The sequence below is a fragment of the Paraburkholderia sp. GV068 genome (genome assembly GCF_003058125.1).
GTDB classification, from domain to species: domain Bacteria; phylum Pseudomonadota; class Gammaproteobacteria; order Burkholderiales; family Burkholderiaceae; genus Paraburkholderia; species Paraburkholderia graminis.
Map to the genome: position 1 here is coordinate 537,902 of NZ_QBUB01000003.1, position 21,820 is coordinate 559,721.

21 protein-coding genes are annotated in these 21,820 nt (G+C 64.3%); 4 read left to right on the forward strand and 17 right to left on the reverse strand.

Annotated elements, in window-relative coordinates; translation table 11 throughout:
- Positions 1 to 54: 54 nt before the first annotated feature.
- The 17 genes from C8K18_RS09940 to C8K18_RS10025 form a co-directional block, all read right to left on the reverse strand.
- The gene (locus C8K18_RS09940; RefSeq protein ID WP_006047961.1) at positions 55 to 654 is read right to left on the reverse strand and encodes a TetR/AcrR family transcriptional regulator; all 600 of its coding nucleotides are present in this window, start codon (positions 652 to 654) and stop codon (positions 55 to 57) included.
- A gap of 254 nt (positions 655 to 908) precedes the next feature.
- The gene (locus C8K18_RS09945) at positions 909 to 2,474 is read right to left on the reverse strand and encodes a tetratricopeptide repeat protein (protein WP_107707348.1); all 1,566 of its coding nucleotides are present in this window, start codon (positions 2,472 to 2,474) and stop codon (positions 909 to 911) included.
- Between the two features lie 262 nt (positions 2,475 to 2,736).
- Complete coding sequence (clsB, locus tag C8K18_RS09950; RefSeq protein ID WP_029970479.1) at positions 2,737 to 3,996, reverse strand: cardiolipin synthase ClsB; 1,260 nt, start codon at positions 3,994 to 3,996, stop codon at positions 2,737 to 2,739.
- Positions 3,993 to 4,478: a dihydroneopterin triphosphate diphosphatase gene (nudB, locus tag C8K18_RS09955; RefSeq protein ID WP_029970480.1), complete on the reverse strand. Its 486-nt coding sequence runs from the start codon at positions 4,476 to 4,478 to the stop codon at positions 3,993 to 3,995. The genes clsB and nudB overlap by 4 nt, the downstream gene beginning before the upstream one ends.
- A 176-nt stretch (positions 4,479 to 4,654) precedes the next feature.
- Positions 4,655 to 6,454 carry an aspartate--tRNA ligase gene (gene aspS, locus C8K18_RS09960; protein ID WP_006047965.1) on the reverse strand — a complete coding sequence of 600 codons (1,800 nt, stop codon included), beginning with the start codon at positions 6,452 to 6,454 and terminating at the stop codon, positions 4,655 to 4,657.
- Positions 6,455 to 6,530: 76 nt separating this feature from the next.
- Positions 6,531 to 7,184 (reverse strand): DUF502 domain-containing protein, encoded by a 654-nt coding sequence (locus tag C8K18_RS09965; RefSeq protein ID WP_006047966.1) that lies wholly within the window; start codon positions 7,182 to 7,184, stop codon positions 6,531 to 6,533.
- Between the two features lie 72 nt (positions 7,185 to 7,256).
- The gene (locus C8K18_RS09970; protein ID WP_053857505.1) at positions 7,257 to 7,655 is read right to left on the reverse strand and encodes an FmdB family zinc ribbon protein; all 399 of its coding nucleotides are present in this window, start codon (positions 7,653 to 7,655) and stop codon (positions 7,257 to 7,259) included.
- Positions 7,656 to 7,882: 227 nt separating this feature from the next.
- On the reverse strand, positions 7,883 to 8,506 hold the full coding sequence (locus C8K18_RS09975; RefSeq protein WP_107707349.1) for a methyltransferase domain-containing protein: 624 nt from the start codon (positions 8,504 to 8,506) through the stop codon (positions 7,883 to 7,885).
- 39 nt (positions 8,507 to 8,545) lie between these two features.
- Positions 8,546 to 10,123 (reverse strand): ubiquinone biosynthesis regulatory protein kinase UbiB, encoded by a 1,578-nt coding sequence (gene ubiB, locus C8K18_RS09980; protein WP_029970485.1) that lies wholly within the window; start codon positions 10,121 to 10,123, stop codon positions 8,546 to 8,548.
- Between the two features lie 15 nt (positions 10,124 to 10,138).
- On the reverse strand, positions 10,139 to 10,783 hold the full coding sequence (locus tag C8K18_RS09985) for an SCP2 domain-containing protein (protein ID WP_029970486.1): 645 nt from the start codon (positions 10,781 to 10,783) through the stop codon (positions 10,139 to 10,141).
- A 193-nt stretch (positions 10,784 to 10,976) separates the two neighbouring features.
- Positions 10,977 to 11,975, reverse strand: a complete 999-nt coding sequence (locus C8K18_RS09990) for a Tim44 domain-containing protein (protein ID WP_006047971.1) — start codon at positions 11,973 to 11,975, stop codon at positions 10,977 to 10,979.
- A 38-nt stretch (positions 11,976 to 12,013) separates the two neighbouring features.
- Positions 12,014 to 12,745: a bifunctional demethylmenaquinone methyltransferase/2-methoxy-6-polyprenyl-1,4-benzoquinol methylase UbiE gene (gene ubiE, locus C8K18_RS09995; RefSeq protein WP_006047972.1), complete on the reverse strand. Its 732-nt coding sequence runs from the start codon at positions 12,743 to 12,745 to the stop codon at positions 12,014 to 12,016.
- Between the two features lie 67 nt (positions 12,746 to 12,812).
- A complete protein-coding gene (locus C8K18_RS10000) occupies positions 12,813 to 13,226 on the reverse strand; it encodes a gamma-butyrobetaine hydroxylase-like domain-containing protein (RefSeq protein WP_006047973.1) in 414 nt (137 codons plus the stop codon).
- Positions 13,227 to 13,310: 84 nt separating this feature from the next.
- Positions 13,311 to 13,739, reverse strand: coding sequence for an HIT family protein (locus C8K18_RS10005; RefSeq protein ID WP_006047974.1), 429 nt, complete (start codon positions 13,737 to 13,739; stop codon positions 13,311 to 13,313).
- Positions 13,740 to 13,773: 34 nt separating this feature from the next.
- Positions 13,774 to 17,868 (reverse strand): FAD/FMN-binding oxidoreductase, encoded by a 4,095-nt coding sequence (locus C8K18_RS10010; RefSeq protein ID WP_107707350.1) that lies wholly within the window; start codon positions 17,866 to 17,868, stop codon positions 13,774 to 13,776.
- A 380-nt stretch (positions 17,869 to 18,248) separates the two neighbouring features.
- Positions 18,249 to 18,713, reverse strand: a complete 465-nt coding sequence (locus tag C8K18_RS10020; protein WP_029970489.1) for a DUF2269 domain-containing protein — start codon at positions 18,711 to 18,713, stop codon at positions 18,249 to 18,251.
- Between the two features lie 7 nt (positions 18,714 to 18,720).
- The gene (locus tag C8K18_RS10025; protein WP_044020513.1) at positions 18,721 to 20,097 is read right to left on the reverse strand and encodes an SDR family oxidoreductase; all 1,377 of its coding nucleotides are present in this window, start codon (positions 20,095 to 20,097) and stop codon (positions 18,721 to 18,723) included.
- Here C8K18_RS10025 and C8K18_RS10030 point away from each other — a divergent pair.
- The 4 genes from C8K18_RS10030 (at position 20,096) to C8K18_RS10040 (ending at position 21,596) form a co-directional block, all read left to right on the forward strand.
- The gene (locus tag C8K18_RS10030) at positions 20,096 to 20,638 is read left to right on the forward strand and encodes a hypothetical protein (protein WP_107707351.1); all 543 of its coding nucleotides are present in this window, start codon (positions 20,096 to 20,098) and stop codon (positions 20,636 to 20,638) included. The two genes, C8K18_RS10025 and C8K18_RS10030, sit on opposite strands and share 2 nt — an antisense overlap.
- Positions 20,639 to 20,741: 103 nt before the next feature.
- Entirely contained in the window at positions 20,742 to 20,945 is a 204-nt protein-coding gene (locus tag C8K18_RS10035; RefSeq protein ID WP_006047979.1) for a hypothetical protein, read from the forward strand.
- Between the two features lie 58 nt (positions 20,946 to 21,003).
- Positions 21,004 to 21,180, forward strand: coding sequence for a hypothetical protein (locus tag C8K18_RS33270; RefSeq protein ID WP_006047980.1), 177 nt, complete (start codon positions 21,004 to 21,006; stop codon positions 21,178 to 21,180).
- Between the two features lie 44 nt (positions 21,181 to 21,224).
- Complete coding sequence (locus tag C8K18_RS10040; protein ID WP_053857501.1) at positions 21,225 to 21,596, forward strand: hypothetical protein; 372 nt, start codon at positions 21,225 to 21,227, stop codon at positions 21,594 to 21,596.
- The last annotated feature ends 224 nt before the right edge of the window (positions 21,597 to 21,820 follow it).

Consider the following 21,820-nt stretch of genomic DNA (forward strand, 5'->3'; position numbering starts at 1 on the left):
TTTAAACATGAAGCCAGGCCGTTAGCTGCACGCGCGACGCGGATCGGCTCTCTGCTAACGGCTTTCGCTTTGATACGAAACAATCAGTTTTTCCAACGCGGCCCACGTCAGACGCACTGCATCCGGCAGATGCAGAAAACGCGCGTCGTGATGCAGACCCAGCGTGAAGCTGTACAGTTCGAACAGCATCAATTGCGGATCGGTGTCCGCGCGCAGATGCCCTTCTTCCATTGCCTGCGAAATCGCGCGAGTGAGCGCCGCGCGCCACATCGTCACGCTCGACACCAGTTGTTCGCGCACCTGGCTGTCCGCGCGGTCGTCGTATTCAACGGCGCCGCTGATGTAGATGCACCCGGTGGTCACTTCCTGAATGCGCTTCTCGATCCAGCGCGAGATCATCGCGCGCAAACGCGGCAATCCGCGAGGCTCGCGCAGGCTCGGGAAAAACACCTCGTCTTCGAAACGACGGTGATATTCGCGCACGACTTCCACCTGCAAGTCCTCGCGCGACCCGAAATGCGCGAACACACCGCTTTTGCTCATCTGCATGCGCTCGGCCAGGAGGCCAATCGTCAGACCTTCGAGTCCGTCGCGGCTTGCAAGATCAAGTGCTGCATCGAGAATTGCGGCTCGCGTTTGTTCGCCTTTTCGCATAGCTTTTACCGTTCTAATGTGACCGAAAGAAAATCGAACGGCCGTACTATTATTGAGTGGCGCCGTCCGCGAAACAAGGACTTTATTAGAAACCGGTTTCTAACCTGGCTTCAATTTTGGGGCATGTAGCAATCAGAGGAATCGGATTTTTTAGAGGGGTTTGTCGTCAGGCAGTTTTGCATTGACCCATCCGCTTCCTCGAACTGCGCAGCCGGCTGACATGATGCAGCAGCGCAAGCGAATCTAGAACACGTTTAAGCTCCGATTGCGTAGCGCTGCTTGAGTGCCTCGCATGTCCGCGCGAGCACGTCGTCCCAGTCGTCGCGCTGAGTTTGCGTGAAAAGACGCAAGCCCGGATACCACGGGCTGTCGTCCCGTCCGCGCAGCCAACGCCAGCAACCGGCGAAACGGTTCAGCAGCCATACCGGCTTGCCTAGGGCCGCGGCGAGATGCGCGACCGAGGTATCGACGGAAATCACCAGATCGAGGTTGGCGATCAGCGCGGCGGTATCCGCGAAGTCCGTGAGGTCGGCGGTCCAGTCCGTTAGGCGCGCCTGGCTGGCCGGATCGGCCAGCTTGGCGGGATCGTCGGTCTTTTGCAGACTGATCCAGCGGATCTGATCCAGCGCGAAGAGCGGCGCAAGCTGAGCTGCGCTGAGGCTGCGCCGGCGATCCACGGCGATGCCCGAATGGCCGCCCGCCCATACCACGCCGATGCGCGGCAAATGCGCGTCCGGCAACGCGTCGAGCCGCGCGCGCCAGGCGGCGGCACGCGTCATATCGGCGTGGAGATACGGCGTGTCCGCCGGGATGGTCGCGACTTGCGTGCCGAACGCCATCGGCAACGACATCAGCGGGCAATAGCGATCCCAGCTCGCAAAATCGGACGCCGGCTCGTCGAGCAGCACGAGCCCCGGCCAACGCGAACACAGCGATTCTGCGTACAGGCGACGCAGCGGCGCCGGGCATACATAGCCGACCTGCGCGAACAGTTCGAGCGCCATTGGCAGATAGCGCACGAATTGCAGACTGTCGCCGTAGCCTTGCTCGTCGAGCACGAGCAGACGTTCGCTGCGCATACGTTTCGGCTCCGCTGCGCCGACCACGGCGGGGCTTTCGCCCCACCAGCGCGGCAACGGCGCCTGGATGGGCACTCGCGCGGGACTTCCGTCGGCGTGACGGAAGCTGACCCAGCGGTCTTCGAAATAGGGCCACGCTTCCTGATAGCGGCCGGTGGCGAGCAGCAGCATCGACAGGTTATTGCGCGCGACGAGATTGGCCGGCGCGAGTTCGAGCGCGCGCCGGTAGTGATGCTCGGCTTCCTGCAGAGCGCCCAGGTCCGCGAAGATGCGGCCGACGTTGTTGTGCGCGGCGGAGTGGCTCGGCTCAATCTCGATCGTTCGACGGTAACTGACTGCCGCGTCTTCCGGACGGTCGAGATGTTGCAGCGTCAACGCCAGGTTGTAGTGAAGCGCGGTGAACTCCGGCTGCAGTGCGAGCCCCTTGCGCAAACTGTCGACGGCTCCGTCGTGATCGCCCAGTCTGAGCTGAATCGCGTACAGCGTGTTGTAGAGGTTCGCTTCCGGGCCGAGCTGGATCGCCCGCTCGAGCCAGTGTCGCGCCACTTCAGGCTGGCCGGTGGCAAGCGCGAGCAGGCCCTCGAGATGCATGGCGCCGGTGTGCTCGCCGTCCAGCGTCAGGATTTGCGCGGCGAGCGCGTGGACGGTGTCGTGGCGACCGGCCCGGTACGCTGCCAGAGCCTGGTCATGCAGGCTTGATATGTTGCTGTTATCGGATGCGGCTTCGGAATGCGCTGGCATGGGACGGACGGACCTCGATGACTGGCCGGTGGCTTCGCGCCGCTCACGGTGCGCGGTGCGGTGCCATCGGCGCACGCTGCTTGATGGCAGAGGTCTTTGACGCCGACGCATGGGCTCGCATGGGCTCGCATCTTCTCGCGTCGGGCGCTTGACCGCTGGTGAGCGGCGATTATGGTTTCGGGGTCCGCGAAGGGGCTGCGCGAAAAGTCTGAAAGACATCGGGAAATGGTTGAGCGTGCTTCTGAAGCGTCGGCCTTATCCGCTAATCGTAGCCGCCCACCGTCAGCACCTTCATCGCCAGCCGATACGTCGTGTAGGCGAGCCAGTTAAGCAGCCGTTCGCCGGCCGGACGCGCGTCGTAGTGCGCTTCGTCGATGCGCCGCGAGTCCTTGAACGCGACGAGGATCGCTTCGCGAAGCGCGTCGATCGACGGATCGTTCACCAGCACGACGTTGGCCTCGTTATTCAGCATGAGGCTGAGCGCGTCGAGATTGGACGAACCCACGGTCGCCCAGTTCGAGTCGACCACCGCGACCTTGCCGTGCAGCATGGTCTTCTCGTACTCCGCGATCTGCACGCCCGCCCGCAGCAACGCGCGATAGAGAAAAGGCACCGCGTAGTCGAGCGCCTTGAACTCCTTGCGGCCGATAATCAGCTTCACCACGACGCCGCGCCGCGCCGCATACACGAGCGCGCGACGCAGCTTGCGGCCAGGCATGAAGTACGGATTCGCGAGCAGCACCTCGTTGCGCGCCTGGCCGATCGCCGTCAGATACGCCTTTTCGATGGCGCGCCGATTGATCAGGTTGTCGCGCGCGACGAACGCCACGCACGGTTCGCCGCCCGCCCACAGTTCTTCGTTGCGGCGCCGGCGGCGCCGGCGCAGACTGCCGAGCGACGCGGACGTCTTCGGACTGAGATCGGGCTCGAGCGACTCCACCGGCCGATGCCCGACGCGAATCCGCCGCCATTGCACTTCGAACGCCTGGCGCACGTCGCTCACCACCGGCCCATGCAATTCGACCGCGAAATCCCAGCGCCGATACGGCAGCGTCTCGCCGTTGTTTTCATAATCGTCGACGATGTTGATGCCGCCGCAATACGCAAACGCGTCGTCGATCACGGCCAGCTTGCGGTGCGTGCGCGAGAAACCGAAGCGCCCGAAAATGTGCGGGTTGTAGATGCGATGCTCGATGCCCGCGCCGGTCCACTCGTCGAACATCGGCAGGCGGGCGGTGCCGACACCGTCGGTGATCACGCGCACACGCACGCCGCGCGCCGCAGCGCGCAGCAGCGCCGCGTTGACCATCTGCCCGGCCTCGTCGTAGCAAAAGATATAGGTTTCGAGAACCACGTCGCGCTCGGCGGCATCCACACGCTGCACGAGCGCGCTGAAGAACTCGTCGCCGGAGCGCAGCAGCTTGACGTCGTTGCCGCTCGTGAAGCGGTAGCGCTGCCAATAGCGGCGGCCGAGCAGCGATTGCCGCAGACGGGCGAAACGGCGTGCGCCGCCGACGCTCATCGGCGAGACTCCGAACGCTTGCGCAGCCTGCTCGGCAACTGCAGGATCGCATCCGCATTCGACGACGAAAAGCAGCGCGACGCCGCCTCTTCATGCGGCAGCCAAAGAAACGCGGTGTGCTCGCGCGGCGCGAGCGTGACTTCGAGGCGCTCGGGCACTTCCACGCTGAACCAGTGCTCGGTGTTGTGGATCACGCCTTCGGCATAGCGATGCAGGAACTGCGGATAGATTTCGTATTCGATCGAGTATTGCCAGTCGAACAGCGCGCTTTGCGGCACAGCAGCGCTGCCGATCACGATGCCGGTTTCCTCGGCCACTTCGCGCATGGCCGTTTCGGCGAGCGGTTCGTCGAGCCGGTCTTTCGAACCCGTCACCGACTGCCAGAACCCCGGCATATCGGCGCGCTCGATCAGCAGCACATCGAGCGAGGGCGTATGAATGACGACGAGTACGGACTGCGGGATCTTCGGCGGTTTCGGCATGATGTGAAAACTGGGCGCAATGCTTGCGCGATACATGTCGGCGGGTGGTCCAATGAACAGTCGAAAGCTGTTGCATCGACTGTAACGCAAAAAACGAAAAAGGCGCCGGAGTTTGCTCCCGCGCCTTTTCGTTTTGCTTCTGCTGTCGTTTTCAGACAGCACCCGGCATCAAATCGTCATGCCTTCGGTTCCGGCGTGCGCAGACGGATGTGCAACTCGCGCAACTGGCGCTCGTCCACTTCGCTCGGCGCCTGCGTGAGCAGATCTTGCGCGCGCTGCGTCTTCGGGAACGCGATCACGTCGCGGATCGAATCGGCGCCGGCCATCATCGTGACGATGCGGTCCAGACCGAACGCGATGCCGCCATGCGGAGGCGCGCCGTACTGCAACGCGTCGAGCAGGAAGCCGAATTTGGCTTGCGCTTCTTCGGCGTTGATCTTGAGCGCGCGGAACACCTTGCTCTGCACTTCCTCGCGATGGATACGCACCGAGCCGCCGCCGATTTCCCAGCCGTTCAGCACCATGTCGTAGGCCTTCGCGAGGCAGCGCGCCGGGTCCGATTCCAGGTACTCGAGGTGCTCGTCTTTCGGGCTCGTGAACGGATGATGCGCGGCGACGTAGCGGTTGTCTTCCTCGTCGTATTCGAACATCGGGAAGTCGACCACCCACAGCGGCTTCCAGCCGGACTCGACGAGGCCATTGGCCTTGCCGAATTCCGAATGGCCGATCTTCAGACGCAGCGCGCCCAGGCTGTCGTTCACCACCTTCGCGCGATCCGCCGCGAAGAAGATGATGTCGCCGTCTTGCGCGCCGGTGCGCTCGATAATCGCCTTGACCGCTTCGTCATGCAGGTTCTTGACGATCGGGCTTTGCAGACCGTCGCGGCCCTTCGCCACTTCGTTGACCTTGATCCACGCGAGGCCCTTCGCGCCGTAAATGCGCACGAATTCCGTGTAGCTGTCGATGTCGCCGCGCGAAAGCTCGCCGCCCTTCGGCACGCGGATCGCCGCGACGCGGCCGTCTTTCGAGTTGGCCGGCGTGCTGAACACCTTGAATTCGACGTCTTTAACCGCGTCGGTCAGGTCGGTGAATTCGAGCTTCACGCGCAGGTCCGGCTTGTCCGAACCGAAGCGGCGCATGGCTTCCGAATACTCCATGACCGGGAACTTCTCGTCGAGCGAAACGCCGATCGTTTCCTTGAACACGTGACGGATCATCGCCTCGAACAGATCGCGAATTTCCTGTTCCGACAGGAACGAGGTTTCACAGTCGATCTGCGTGAATTCCGGTTGACGGTCGGCGCGCAGGTCTTCGTCGCGGAAGCACTTGGTGATCTGGTAGTAGCGGTCGAAGTTCGCCACCATCAAGAGCTGCTTGAAGAGCTGCGGCGACTGCGGCAGCGCGAAGAACTGACCGGGGTTCGTACGCGACGGCACCAGGTAGTCGCGCGCGCCTTCCGGCGTGCTCTTGGTCAGCATCGGCGTTTCGATGTCGATGAAGCCGAGCGTGTCGAGGTACTTGCGCACTTCGATCGCGACGCGGTAACGCAGACGCAGGTTGTGCTGCATCTGCGGACGGCGCAGATCGAGCACGCGATGCGTGAGGCGCGTGGTTTCCGACAGGTTGTCGTCGTCGAGCTGGAACGGCGGCGTGACCGACGCGTTCAGCACGATCAGCTCGTGGCACAGCACTTCGATCTTGCCGCTCTTGAGCGCGGCGTTCGTCGTGCCTTCGGGACGCGCGCGCACCACGCCCTTGATCTGCAGACAGAACTCGTTGCGCACGTCTTCGGCCGCCTTGAACATCTCCGCGCGATCCGGGTCGCAGACGACCTGAACGAGGCCTTCGCGGTCACGCAGGTCGATGAAGATAACGCCGCCGTGGTCGCGGCGGCGGCTGACCCAGCCGCACAGCGAGACGGTTTGGCCCAGTAGTTCTTCGGTCACCAGACCGCAGTATTCAGATCTCATCGACATGATGTTTGACTTTCGTTTTGCATTGGTTGATCGGCGCGCCGCAGTTCGACACTGCGTGAAACGTTGCGCGCCGGCATTACAGCGGAGGCTCGACTGTCGTGCGGCGCACCGGCGCCGGAGGCGCGGACGGCGCCACGACGCCCATCGAGACGATGTACTTGAGCGCGGCGTCGACCGTCATGTCGAGTTCGATCACTTCGCTCTTGGGCACCATCAGGAAGAAGCCGGACGTTGGATTCGGCGTGGTCGGCACATAAACGCTGACGTGATCTTCTTTCAGGTGATTGATCACGTCGCCGCCCGGAATGCCGGTCAGAAACGCAATCGTATAGCAGCCGCGGCGCGGGTATTCGATGAGCAGCGCCTTGCGAAACGCGTTGCCGCTGCTCGACAGCAGCGTGTCGGACACCTGCTTGACGCTCGTGTAGATCGGCCCGACCACGGGAATGTGCGCGACCACGACTTCCCACCACTTCACGAGCTTCTGCCCGACGAAGTTCTGAGTCAACAGCCCGACGACAAAGATGAATGCCAGTGTCAGCACCGCGCCGAGGCCGGGCAGGCGGAAACCGAACACGCGCTCGGGCTGCCATGCGCGCGGCAGCAGCAACAGCGTCTGATCCATCGTGCCGATGATCAGACCGAGCACCCACAGCGTGATGGCCAAAGGCACCAGCACCAGGAGGCCAGTCAGAAACACCGATTTGAGCGTCGTTTTTTTCGTCGTCATGTGTACCGCCAGAAAGCCGCGCCGCCGAAGCAATGCGCGGCGTGTGCGCCGCCCGCGAGGGCGGCAGTGCTACTAGACGCTGCTGGAGCCGCTTGCGGGCGTGCTGGCCGCCGGCGTTGCAGCCGGTGCTGCCGGCGCCGCGGCTGAACTGCTGGCTGCGGCTGTGTCGGATTTGGCGGCGCCGTTGCTGGCAGCCGCGGCGTTCTCGCCCGAGGCGCCGTTGGCAGCGCCATTAGCAGCGCCGTTCGACGCGCCATTGGCGTCGGCCTTCGCGGGCGCGCCGCTGTTGCCGCCGCGGAAGTCGGTCACGTACCAGCCGGAGCCCTTCAACTGGAAGCCCGCGGCCGTGACCTGTTTGCGAAAAGTGTCTTTCCCGCACTCGGGACATTGCGTCAACTGGGGGTCGCTCATCTTCTGAAGGACGTCCTTCCCAAAGCCGCATGACTCGCAACGATAAGCGTAGATCGGCATGACCTGTTCCCTACTGAAATCTTGTAAACGCTTGCAAAGCCTTGAATTATAGCCGCAAACCGTAACGCTCCCCGGCATTTTGGGGATGAGCGTCCGGCGCAGCCGCCGTCGCGCCAGATGGGGGCGCTTGCATGAAAAATCAAGGGCCGCGCGAGCGATGCGTAGGCGCGGCGGCGCTCGAACCGGCAGCGGCGGCGGCCCCGGCCTCGGTGGGCGATGCTCGACGTTCAGCCTCGGCGGCGCCACGTCAGCCAACGCTCGCGTCCCGCAAACACCGCGATCGAATCGCTGACCGCCTCGTCTTCGATCAGCTCGAAATGCGGCGTGAGCAGCGTCTCGAGTTCAGCGCGCTCGATGCCGAACGGCGGCCCTTTCGGCGTCGCTCCGATAAAAAAGAAGCCGGCGAGCAGCGCGCCTGGCGGCAACAGTTCGGCCATGCGGCGCGCATAGTCGTCGCGGCGCGCAGGCGGCAACGCGCACAAAAACGCGCGCTCGTAGATCCATGCGGGCGCAAACGGCGGCTCGTAGCTGAAGAAATCCGCCTGTTCGACGAGCTCTGCATGCTGTTCGCCCAACTGCGCGCGCGCCGCCGCGACCGCTGCGTGCGAAAAGTCGATGGCGCGCACCGGACTGCCATGCGCGGCGAGCCAGGCCGCTTCGTAGGCGCTGCCGCAGCCGGGAATCAGCACCGCCTCGCCGGCATGACGCCCAGCAAACGACTGAAACGCCGATGGCACGCCCGCCTGGTCCCACGGCGTGAAATGACGCTCGAAACGCTCGTCCCAGAACGCCGGCGAATTCGGATCGCGGCTCTCGAAATCGGGCATCGGGGATTGGGTCGGATCGCTCATCGTTCGCCTCGCATTCGGGCCGCTTAGGCTTCGCTTGGATCAGGCGCCGTACGCCAGCGCGAGGAACACTCGCGCAAGCGCCGCGCCGACACCGACTGCCACGCCGAACAGCAGCAAGCCTTGCAGCAGCCGGTTCGTGCGTTTCTGCTCGAGCAGGATCTGCCGGATCATGTCGTCGTTGCCGACGCGCCCATGATCGTGCCGCTCGGCCAATACATGATGGATCAGCCGCGGCAATTGCGGCAGCGTCTTGCTCCACTGCGGCGCCTCGATCTTCAACCGCTCGTACCAGCCGCGCAGCCCGATCTGCTCGTTCATCCAGCGTTCGAGATAGGGCTTCGCCGTCTTCCACAAATCGAGTTCGGGATCGAGCGAGCGGCCGAGCCCCTCGACGTTGAGCATGGTTTTTTGCAGGAGCACAAGCTGCGGCTGAATTTCGACGTTGAAGCGGCGCGACGTCGAGAACAGGCGCATCAGCACCTGACCGAGCGAAATGTCCTTCAGCGCGCGGTCGAAATACGGCTCGCATACCGCGCGAATCGCGCTTTCCAGTTCCTCGACGCGCGTGGTCGGCGGCACCCAGCCCGACTCCAGATGCAGCGTCGCGACGCGATGGTAGTCGCGCTTGAAAAAGGCGAGGAAATTCTGCGCGAGGTAATTTTTGTCGAAGTCCGACAGCGCCCCGATGATGCCGAAATCCAGCGCGATATAGCGGCCGAAGTGCGCCGGATCGAGGCTCACCTGGATGTTGCCGGGGTGCATGTCCGCATGGAAAAAGCCGTCGCGGAACACCTGCGTGAAGAAAATCTCCACACCTTCGCGCGCGAGCTTCGGAATATCCACGCCCGCCGCGCGCAGCGTATCGACCTGGCTGATCGGCACGCCGACCATGCGCTCCATCACGAGCACGGTGGGCGTGCAAAATTCCCAATACATTTCGGGCACGAGCAGCAAGTCGAGCCCGGCAAAATTGCGGCGCAACTGGCTGCCGTTGGCGGCCTCGCGCATTAGATCGAGTTCGTCGTGCAGATACTTGTCGAACTCGGCGACTACCTCGCGCGGCTTCAGGCGCTTGCCGTCGGCCCACAAGCGCTCGGCCCATACGGCGATGTCGCGCAGCAACGCGAGGTCTGAATCAATCACCGGCAGCATGTTCGGGCGCAGCACTTTCACGGCGACAGCCTTGCCCGCGTGCTGCCCGGCCTTCACGGTCGCGAAGTGCACCTGCGCGATCGAGGCGCTCGCCACCGGCACGCGCTCGAAATCGTCGAACAAGACATCGACCGGTGCGCCAAGCGACTTCTCGACGAGCCCGATGGCCACCGCCGAATCGAACGGCGGCACTTGATCCTGGAGCTTCGCGAGTTCGTTCGCGATGTCGACGGGCAACAGATCGCGCCGCGTCGACAGCACCTGCCCGAACTTGACGAAGATCGGCCCGAGGCTTTCAAGCGCGAGCCGCAAGCGGACGCCAGGCGGCGCGTCGAAATTCCGCCCGAGCGTGGTGATACGCAGCAGCATGCGCACGCGCCGGTCGTTGATGCGGCCGAGCATCATCTCGTCGAGACCGAAGCGGATAACCGTGAAAAAGATCTTGAGGAAACGCAGAAAACGCATAGTGGTGCCCGGTGACTAGCGCGTGCCGCGCAACGTGGCGGCGCTGCCCGGCGCGGCGGCGCCGCGGGCTTCGACCTTCTGTTCAAGACGCTGGATGCGTTTTTCGACTCGCGCGAGCGCGTCGCGCGCTTGCGCCAGCTCGACGTTGAAGTCGTCGAGCGCGGTGCGGCGCACGAGTTGCGGATTTTCGTCCAGCAGATATTCGGCGGCCGTGTCGAGCAGATTGCGACCGGTGCGCTGCACATGTTCGCCGACCGTGCGCGCAATCGACGCGACCCGCCACGCGGGGCCGTCGCCGATCAGCTTCGCCAGATCTTCTTCCGGCTCCCAGCGCAAATGCTCCGCCAGTTTGGCGATGACGGTCGCGAACTCGGCGTCGCCGTCGATCTTCACGTGCTTCATGACCGCGGCCTGGCCACCCTGGACGAACGCCGGCAACGCATCCGACGGCACCGAAAGCGTCACGTCGAACTGTTGCGCGTCGGTTTCGCCGAGCGCGCCCAGATAGCCGTCCGGCTGCACGACGAGCGCCAGCACGACCGGCGGCGACGACAGTCGCGCGGTCTTGCCCGCGTAAGGGGCGAGGCGCTCGCGAGCCCACGATTCGCGGGCGAGCAGATGATTGACGGCAGCGACAAAGGGCTTGGCGGCGAGGGTCATTGAAGGTGGCAAGAAAAAACCCGCGGGAGCGACTGCTCGCGCGGGTTCCTATTGTAACGTCCGTTCGCTTCGCGGCCTGCCTGGCTGAACGGCTAAACGCGGGCGACGGTGATCAACCGCGGATCAGCGTCGGGCGACATGCGCGCACGTTGCAAGCGAGCCACCAGACGGACGGCCGGGACGCTCTCGCGTCTCAGTGCTGCGCGACCTGCTGGATGCCGGCGAGCAGCCAGCCTTCGCCCGGACGGTTCGCCTTGGACAGATTCCACACTTCGACGAACGGCTCGGCCGCCGCACCCGGCGCCTCGCGGATCAGCCCGGAGAAGCGCACGCTCGCGAAGTATTCGTTCGCGCGTTCTTCGACGCCGAGCAAATCGGCGTTCAACTGCACGACATCCGTCTGATTCGTTCCGGCGCCGCGCGAAGACAGGTCGACGCGAACCTCGGCGAACATTTCCGGCGTGGTGAACTCGCGAATGTCGTCGATATTGCCGACGTCCCATGCGGCTTGCAGTCGCACGAAATACACCTTCGCGTTGCGCAGGAACGCTTCGGAATCGAAGCCGGCCGGCACGCTCGGCGTTGCGTTCACCGACGGCGTGGTCAGCGGATTGCCTTGCGGCTCAAGATACGAACCGGTAGGCGGCGCCGTGTAGCGCGGCTCTTGCGGCTCCTGCGTATAGCCCGTGGCGCCGGAATTCAGCGACGGCGAATGCCCCGCGTAAGCCGGTTGCGACGTATCGCGCTTGCGGCCCAGGAAGCGGCGGATCAGCCAGATGCCGATCATCGCGAGCAATGCGATCACGATGATGTTGGCCATGGCGCCCGCGAACGCGCCGCCCAGACCGAAGTGCGACAGCAACGCGGCGATGCCGAGACCGGCCGCGAGACCGGCGATAGGCCCAAGCCAGCGCGAGCGGTTAGGCTGTGCGGCCGGCGCGGGCGTAGGAGCCGGCGCGGGTTGCGCCCGCTGCTGCATGGCCGGATTGGTCGGCGAAGGTTGCGGCGCAGCCTGCTGCTGAACGGTATTCGATTGACGGCCGATGCTGCGGCCGCCGCCCATGCGGCGCGCTTCAGCGTCGAGCGAGGCGACGGAGCCGGCCACGATCAGACCGACCATTGCGATCAGTCCGATTCTTCTCGCCAGCGACCGCTTGACCTTACGGGGAGATAACAGCATTGAATCGGACATTTCGGTGCATTCCTTTAAAAATCGACGGGTTAGGAACCCTAGTATTTGGTCCCCACATGCAAAGCTACCACGCCGGCTGACAAATTGTAATATTTGACGCTGTCGAGGCCCGCTTGTTCCATCATTGTTTTCAAAGTTTCCTGGTCCGGGTGCATGCGGATCGATTCGGCCAGGTAGCGGTAGCTCTCCGCGTCTTTCGCAAAACGCTCGCCGAGCCACGGCAAGACCTTGAACGAATAGACGTCGTAGGCCTTTTTCAGCGGGTCCCAGACCTTCGAGAATTCCAGCACGAGCAGACGCCCGCCCGGCTTCAGCACGCGGCGCATTTCCGCCAGCGCGATGTCCTTATGCGTCATGTTGCGCAAGCCGAATGCCACGGTGACCACATCGAAGTAGTTGTCCGGGAAGGGAATCTTCTCGGCGTCGCAGAGCAGCGCCGGCGTAATCACGCCCTTGTCGAGCAGACGGTCGCGGCCGACACGCAGCATCGACTCGTTGATGTCCGTGTGCCAGACCTCACCGGTTTCGCCCGCCTGCTTCGCGAACGCCTTCGACAGATCGCCCGTGCCGCCCGCGATGTCGAGCACCTTGTAGCCCGGCCGCACGTGGGCCTGCGCGATCGTGAACATCTTCCACGCACGGTGCAACCCGCCCGACATCAGGTCGTTCATCAAGTCGTAGTTGGCGGCCACCGAGTGGAACACGCCCGCCACCTTCTGCGCCTTTTCCTGTTCGTCGACCGATTGAAAGCCGAAGTGGGTTTTGCTCATCGCGCTTGTCCTTTCCGCGTATTCTGAAAATATTGCGCCGCAGGTGCGGCAGTTCTGGCGAATCGTATCAGTGACGGTGGCCGTGCGCAGCGCCCGGCGGGGCCATCGGCGTATCGCGGTCGACGCCGGCCGCAGCCAGTTTGTCGAGATACGCGCGCCACAGTTCATCCTGGCGCCGTGCCAGATCGTAGAGCAGGTCCCACGAATAGATGCCGGTGGAGTGCCCGTCGGAGAACGTCGGCTGAATGGCGTAGTTGCCGACGCCTTCGATCATCGTGATCGTGACGTCGCGCTTGCCGGTTTGCAGCGTTTCCTGGCCGGGACCGTGGCCCTGTACTTCCGCCGACGGCGAATACACGCGCAGCAGCTCGAACGGCAGCCGGTACGATTCGCCGCTCGCGTACTGCAATTCGAGCACGCGCGACTTCGAATGCACGACGACGCCGGTCGGCACCGGAGTATCGGGAGTCAGTCCGCTCATGATGGCCTCGATATGTCGATATGAAAGCGCCGCCGCGCCCGATGCGCCCCATGAGCGCGGCGCGAAGCGGCGAGTGAATGGCGCTCAGGCGAGAGCGTGTTCGATTTCCTGCCGCACCGCTTCGCGCAGCAGCGTGGCCTGCGCGCGGCGCGACGACAGCATCGCTTCGGACACCGTGCGCTGGCGCGGCGCCCAGATGGGCAGCGGGAAATGAGCGTCGTTCGAGAAACGCGGAATGACGTGCCAATGCACATGCGGCACCTGGTTGCCGAGGCTCGCGAGATTCACCTTCGCGGGCTGAAGAATGCGCCGCATCGCGCGCTCGACCGCATACACCGCCTTCATCACGCGATCGCGGCCCGCCGCGTCGAGATCCGAAAACTCCGCTACGTGCTCGTTCCAGATCACGCGGCAAAAGCCCGGGTAATCGTGTTCGTCGGCGAGGACGACGCGCAAGGTGTCGTCCTGCCACAGCACATCGCCGCCATCTTCACGGCAAAAAACGCAATCCATCGTCGTCCTCAGGCAAAAATCGTCAGTCGTGCCATTAAACCAGCACGCGCTCGATTCCGCCATTGTTCGCACGCTGCACGTAGTCGACCATCCAGTCTTCACCGAGCACATGACGCGCCATTTCGACGACGATGTAATCCGCCTCGATGCCCGCGTCTTCGTTGTAGCGCGACAGACCTTGCAGGCAAGACGGGCAGCTCGTGAGAATCTTGACGTCGGTAGCGCCCTTCGGCTGCGGACCGTCGCCGGCCTTCAGCACGGAGCCGTTCGCCGCACCCGCGGTGCCGGCCGATGCATTGGCCGGATTGATCGCGTTCGCGCCGGCTTCGGCGACGAGCGGAATACCGCGCAGCTTGGCCGCGCCCTTGCGGATTTCCTCTTCCTTGCGAAAGCGCACCTGCGTCGAAATGTCGGGACGCGTGACCGCGAGCGTGCCCGATTCGCCGCAGCAACGATCGTTCTTTTCGATCTTGTAGCCGTCCTTCTCGGAACCCATCAGCGCGTTCACCAGCTTGACCGGGTCCATCGTCTTGATCGGCGTGTGGCACGGGTCGTGGTACATGTAGCGCGTGCCTGTGACGCCGTCGAGCTTCATGCCTTTTTCAAGCAGAAACTCGTGAATGTCGATGATCCGGCAGCCCGGGAAAATCTTGTCGAATTCATAACCGGCGAGCTGGTCGTAGCAGGTGCCGCACGACACCACCACCGTTTTGATGTCGAGATAGTTCAGCGTATTCGCGACGCGATGGAACAGCACGCGGTTGTCGGTGACGATCTGCTCGGCCTTGTCGAACTGACCCGAGCCGCGCTGCGGATAGCCGCAGCACAGATAGCCCGGCGGCAGCACCGTTTGCACGCCCGCTTCCCACAGCATCGCCTGAGTCGCTAGGCCGACCTGCGAGAAAAGCCGCTCGGAACCACAGCCGGGGAAGTAGAACACCGCTTCCGTATCGGCCGTGGTCGTCTTCGGATTGCGGATGATCGGGACGATCTTGTTGTCCTCGATATCGAGCAGCGCGCGCGCGGTTTTCTTCGGCAGATTGCCCGGCATCTTCTTGTTCATGAAGTGGATCACCTGCTGCGTGACCGGCGGCTTGCCGACCGTTGCCGGCGGGTGCGCCGTCTGCTTCTTCGCGAACTTCTTCAGCACTTCGTTGCCGAGGCGCTGCGCCTTGTAGCCGATGCCCATCATCGCCGCGCGCGCGAGGTTGATGGTCTGCGGATTCGTCGCGTTGAGGAAGAACATGCCGGCTGCGTTGCCCGGATTGAACTTCTTCTTGCCCATTTTGCGCAGCAGGTTGCGCATGTTCATGGTGACGTCGCCGAAGTCGATCTTCACCGGGCACGGCGTCACGCATTTGTGGCACACGGTGCAGTGATCGGCGACATCGCCGAACTCGTCCCAATGCTTGATCGACACGCCGCGGCGCGTCTGCTCTTCGTACAGGAACGCCTCGACCAGCAGCGAGGTCGCGAGAATCTTGTTGCGCGGGCTGTACAGCAGGTTCGCGCGCGGCACGTGGGTCGCGCACACCGGCTTGCACTTGCCGCAACGCAAACAGTCCTTGATCGACTCCGAAATCGCGCCGATATCCGACTGCTGCATGATCAGCGATTCATAGCCCATCAAACCGAAGCTCGGCGTGTAGGCGTTGCGCAAGTCCGCGCCTTCGAGCAGCTTGCCCGCGTTGAAGCGGCCATGCGGATCGACGCGCTGCTTATACGCGCGGAATTCGCCGATCTCGTCGTCGGTGAGAAATTCGAGCTTCGTGATGCCGATGCCGTGCTCGCCGGAAATCACGCCGTCGAGCGAACGCGCGAGCTTCATGATGCGCGCGACCGCCGTATGGGCGTCTTGCAGCATCTCGTAGTTGTCGGAGTTCACCGGCAGGTTCGTGTGCACATTGCCGTCGCCCGCGTGCATGTGCAGCGCGACGAACACGCGGCCGCGCAGCACCTGCTTGTGGATCGCCTGCGCTTCGTCGAGGATCGGCTTGAACTCGCCGCCGTTGAAAATCTGCCGCAATTCAGCGCGGATTTCCTGCTTCCACGACACGCGGATCGTTCGGTCCTGCGTGACATGGAACACGGTCGCATCAGCTTGTGCGTCGACGCGATCGGCGAATTTTTCGGCGAGCGCTTCGTAGCCGAGTCCGACGAGATAATGCTGCGCCTCGCGCAACGACAGGTCGAGCTTGTCGCGCAAGAACTCCCAACGCGTGCGCACGCGCTTGAGCAGATCCAGCGCCTGCTGCACACGGTCTTCGAGCAGTTCGGCGCTCGGAATTTCATTGGCGTCGTCGCTCTTGCCGAGCGGCAGCTTGCCTGCCTTGAAGAACGCTTCGAGCGCGTCGACAAGTTGCAGCTTGTTCTTGATCGACAGCTCGATGTTGATCCGCTCGATGCCGTCCGTGTACTCGCCCATGCGGTCGAGCGGAATCACCACGTCTTCGTTGATCTTGAACGCGTTGGTGTGCTTCGCGATCGCGGCGGTGCGGCTGCGGTCGAGCCAGAAGCGCTTGCGCGCCTCGGCGCTGACCGCGACGAAACCTTCGCCGCTCTTGCCGTTGGCCATGCGCACGACTTCAGACGTCGCCTGCGCCACCGCATCCGCGTCATTGCCGACGATGTCGCCGATCAGCACCATCTTCGGAAAGCCGTTGCGCTTGCTCTTGGTCGCGTAGCCGACCGCGCGCAGATAGCGCTCGTCGAGGTGTTCGAGGCCGGCCAGAATCGCGCCGCCCTGCTTCGACGTTTCGAACAGATAGTCCTTGATTTCGACGATGCTCGGAATCGCCTCGCGCGCCTGGCCGAAGAATTCGAGGCACACAGTGCGCGTATGCGCGGGCATCTTGTGCAGCACCCAGCGCGCGGACGTGATGAGTCCGTCGCAGCCTTCCTTCTGCACGCCAGGCAAACCGGCGAGGAATTTGTCGGTGACGTCTTTACCCAGACCTTCCTTGCGGAACACGCGGCCCTTGATGTCGAGCGCTTCCGTGCGCAGCAGCTTCTCGCCCGGCGCATAGTTGCCGTCGAACCATTTCAGCTCGAAACGCGCAACTTCGATATCGTGAATCTTGCCGAGGTTGTGATCCAGACGCGTGACTTCGAGCCAGTTGCCTTCCGGATCGACCATGCGCCACCAGGCGAGGTTGTCGAGCGCCGTGCCCCACAGCACGGCTTTCTTGCCGCCGGCGTTCATCGCGACGTTGCCGCCGACGCACGATGCGTCGAGCGAAGTCGGATCGACGGCGAACACGAAGCCCGCCTGCTCGGCCGCCTCGGTCACGCGGCGCGTGACGACGCCCGCGCCGGAGAAAATGGTCGGCACTTTGCGATCGACGCCCGGCAGTTCGGTCATTTCCACTGCGCCGAGCTGTTCGAGCTTTTCGGTATTGATGACGGCCGAGAACGGCGTGAGCGGCACCGCGCCGCCCGTGTAGCCGGTGCCGCCGCCGCGCGGAATCACCGTCAGCCCGAGCTCGAAGCACGCCTTGATCATGCCGGCGATCTCGGCTTCGGTATCCGGCGTCAGCACGACGAACGGATACTCGACGCGCCAGTCGGTCGCGTCGGTCACGTGCGACACGCGCGACAAACCGTCGAACTTGATGTTGTCCTTTTCGGTGACGCGACCGAGCACCTTCGTCGCGCGGCGGCGCAGATCGTAGGTCTTCTGAAATTCGCTTTCGAATTCGTCGACGGCGCGGCGCGCGGCCTGCACCAGCGTTTCCACGCGCGCGGCGCGGTCGACGCCCGCTTCGTCGCCGTGCTCGGTGAGATCGGCGCGGCGGCGCTTCTCGATCTCCGACAGCCGGTGATGCAGCGCCTCGATCAGCATCGCGCGGCGCTTGGGGTTGTCGAGCAAGTCGTCCTGCAGATACGGGTTACGGCGCACCACCCAGATGTCGCCGAGCACTTCGTACAGCATGCGCGCGGAGCGGCCGGTGCGGCGCTCAGCGCGCAGTTCGGCCAGCGCGGCCCAGGCGTCGTCGCCTAGCAGACGAATGACGATTTCCCGGTCGGAAAACGACGTGTAGTTGTAGGGAATTTCGCGCAGGCGCGCTTCGGGATCGGCGGCGACCGCAGTGGCGGCTCCGTGCGGATCGAATACTTGAGGTGCGTTCATGTGTGGACGACTCGGTGGATCAGCCCGACGCTCTCGTGGCGAGGCGCCGGCTGACTGTGCGCGTGGGGCGCAATGCTTGGAAATCTTCTTGGGAGCGAAGCGCCACCGACGGCCTACTCACGTCGGACGCTTCGCGGCGCTCAGATACTGCTACACGATCGTGCCTGGCGGACGTGACGCTCCGCCGCGGGGCGAGACTCACGCGGGACGGGCATCAAATGGGCGATCCGAGGCTGCCAGTGCATCTTCCGATCCTTATTCCAAAATGGAATTCTACCGCATCGGCCAACGCCGCGTTGAGGGCGGAAAAGGAGGCGGCGGCGGGGCTGAGGGCCAGGCAGTGCACCGCAGTCCGCGCTATGAGCCGCCCCATTCCGCGCTCAGGCGCCCTTCGTCACCATCAGCCAGAAGATGCCGACAAAGGCAAAGAATGCGATTGCGCCGAGCGCGACCCAGATCCACAGCATTCGCCAGTAGGCGGCGCTCAACGGAGTCCCGGTTTCAGCGCTCACGCGGGCCGACGCGGCGAGGCGCATCTGCAGGAACACCACGGGCAGCCAGCAGCCGATGGCCAGCACATACAGCCCAATCGACCACGCGAGCCAGCCGCTTGCCAACTGCATGTTCGCCAGATGCGCGAGGTAAAGCCCGGTGGCCGGTTGCAGGATCGCGGTGGGCGTGGTGAACAGCCAGTCGGCGATCACCACGAGCCGGGTGACGCGCGCGACGGTCCTCGCATCGCGGCCGAGGCTGGTCAGCAGCATGTAAAAGGCGGAGCCGATGCCGGTGCCGAACAGAATCGTCGATGAAAGCACGTGCAGCCATTTGATGACGAGGTAGGTCATGGGTAATTCAGGGGTTAGCGACAGCTTTACCGGCGCAGGCGGATCGCTCACCGCCGCCGCCGTCGAACTGGATCAGCAGAATCAGCAGCGCGATCATCGGCAGATTCTTCGAGAGCGGCCCATACGGATGCAGCCAGAATTCGGGCAAGCGCCAACTGATCAGCGCCGTATAAAGCACGATCAGCACGATCTGCAATGTCCAAAGCCGAGCGCGCGGACCCAGGCGCCGCGGCCAAACCAGCGAGAGCACCCCGAACGCAAGGTCGAGTAACGCCGCGCCGTAGAGCAGCAATGGCGCGAGCGCCGCCGGCGCCCCGACCCGCGCCAGAAGTTCCAGGCTCGACGCACGCGGGTACAGCCACGCCGACACGATCGCCGTCCATATCCACACCGCCGCGATCGATACGCGCAGCAACGGCAACAGCCACATCAGACGCGCGGGCGTCCCAAAGCTCTCGCGCTCGACGGGCATCTCCGACAGCGCGCGCGGCGCCCTTCCGAGCAGCCGCTCGAAACGGTCGGTCGGCGCGACGTTGCCGCGCTCGAGCATCGCGAGCGCGTCGGCGCTCATCAGCGAGCCCGGCAGCAGCGCGCCCAGCCGCGTTGCCAGCCTGACGAGCGGCATCGGCACCGGCAGGAACCAGCCACGCGGGCTGCCGGCTACCCGTCGCAAGACGGCCAGGTATTCCCTCAGCGTCATCGGCTCCCGGCCGACGGCCGCGACACGACGCGTCGTCGGCGTCGTCGGCGTCGTCGGTGCGGCTGCGTTGGGCGTGTCGCCGGCCGGCGGGGCCAGCGCGCCTGCCACGACCAGCTCGACGACATCGTCGATATGAACCGGCTGAATGCGCTGCGCGCCCGCTCCGGGCAGCGGCACGACCGGCAGCGTCGCCCACGCGGCGAAAAAGCGCGTGCTGCGGCCCTCGGGTGCGAACACCAGCGACGGCTGCACGATCAACGACGAAACCGGCAGCGCGAGCAGCGCTTCGTCGGCGGCGAGCTTGCTGCGGTGATACGGGCTTTGCGCGAGCGCATCGGCGCCGAGCGCGGAAATCTGCACGATGCGCCGCACGCCCGCGGCGACCGCGGCCTTGAACAGCGCGATCGGCGCTTCGGTGTGCAAGCGCCGGAAGTCGTTGCCGGTCGCGTCGCTAAAAATGCCGACCGCGTTGACCACTACGTCGACGCCCGCGAGCAGCGGCATCAACTTTGCTGCATCGCCGAGGCCCGCGAAGTCCAGATGGACCAGCCGGCAGCCGCGCAAGCGCTGCGCGGCACGGACGGGATCGCGCACGCCGCACACGACGGAGTGGCCCGCCGCCACCAGCGCGTTCGCGACTCGCGCGCCAATCATGCCGGTAGCACCTGCAAGGAAAATCACCATGACTCTGGACGTTCGACCATTAGAAGACATCGTGCTGCCCGGCCTCGTTGCCGGCGCGCTTTCGACGCTGGCGCTCGGCGCGTGCGCGCGCCTCATCGGCAAGCGCGCGACCGCGCCTGTCAGCGCCGTAAGCCACTGGGTCTGGCCGCAAGAAGTGAACCAGACCGCCCGCCCGCGCCCGCGCCATTTGGTGACGGGGCTGGCGATTCATCATCTGATGTCGGTGGGATGGGCGGCCGTCAATGCGTACACGCTCGCAGCCGTTCAGGAGTCCGCCGGGTTATGCGGCGACTCGCGCCCAGAACACGGTCGACGCGTCGCGCTCGCGAGCGCGTTGACGGTCGTCGCCGCCTTCAGCGACTACGTGATCGCGCCCAAGCGCTTTACGCCGGGCTTCGAGTTTCATTTGCGGGTGCCGCACATCGCCGCCGTGTACGTCGCATTCGGCGCGGGGCTGGTTGCGCCGTTTGTCGTCGAGGATTTTTGCCGGAGAAGGCGGGTCGCGGCGTTGCCCGCTAACGAGGCGATAACCAGGCGATAACGGCGCAATCACGCGGCACTGCCCGCGCCTTCACGAACCGCAAACCGCCCGGCACGCGGCATGCTGACCCAAACGACGAACCACCAACTCACGGAGGCTGAGCATGGCAGATCCCGAATCGAAAACCGGGCACATCGAGCAGCAACCGGTGCCCGGCCACACCGAGAACATTCCAACCGACGGCTCGGACAACCGACGCGATGACCACCGTCAGGAAACCGCCGCACCGACGGCCAGCCCCGACACGAAACCCGGCAACCCGCCTGGCTCACAAAGCGACGCCGACCGCACGCGCTCGCCGGACTGAGCCGATACCGCAACCGACGCACCAATCGACACCGCAATCCACACGACAAGGACTTCCCATGACAAGCGAATCCGCCAGCCCGACGCCGCCGCGCCAGTCGCCGAACGATCCGACGGCCGGCGACCGCCGTCTGTCCGACGAACAGAAGCAGTCGGCGAGGAACGAACCCGCGCCGCCCGAACCGGGCCGCGGCGCCGACCTGCCCGATCCAAACGAAGTCGGCGAGGACGGCTAGGCCGCATCGACAACGCCAGACTACAAGGTACAAGGAGAATCGCGATGGCAAGCAAGCAACCCGCCGCGTCCGCGGCGCTAAAGGCCACTTTCAGGCTGTTCGCGGACGGCGATCGCGTCCTTGCGCAGAACGTCGACGGCAAAGTCATCGACATCGGCGCGCTGGAAACGAAAGGCGATCGCTACATCGTGCGGCTCGACGTCGACCCGCCCGCGCTCGAACCGTCGCATTCGGTCGAAGCGGCGCTGCGCGCGGTCTCTTCGCAATTGAACTTCGACTACCTGGACGGGCTTTTCACGAGCGAAGGACCGATCGACTTTCACGGCGACCTGTTTGCGTTGCCGCACGTCGAATGGCAGCTCGACGAACCGTTGCCGCGCGAACTCACCGACGGCAAGCCGCCGCATATTTTCTAGTCCGCTTGCAGTACGCGCGGGGTTGGGCCTTCGCGGCGCCAACCCCGGCCGGCCAGTGCTCGCACCGTTGGCGCTATCATTGATGCTTTTCCGCCTTCCAGAGCGCATCGCGCCCCTCGCATGGCCTCCCACGACTACCTGAAAAAAACCCTCACCGCGCGCGTCTACGACGTGGCCCGCGAGACCGAGCTCGAACGCGCGCCGCATCTGTCGGCGCGTCTGCG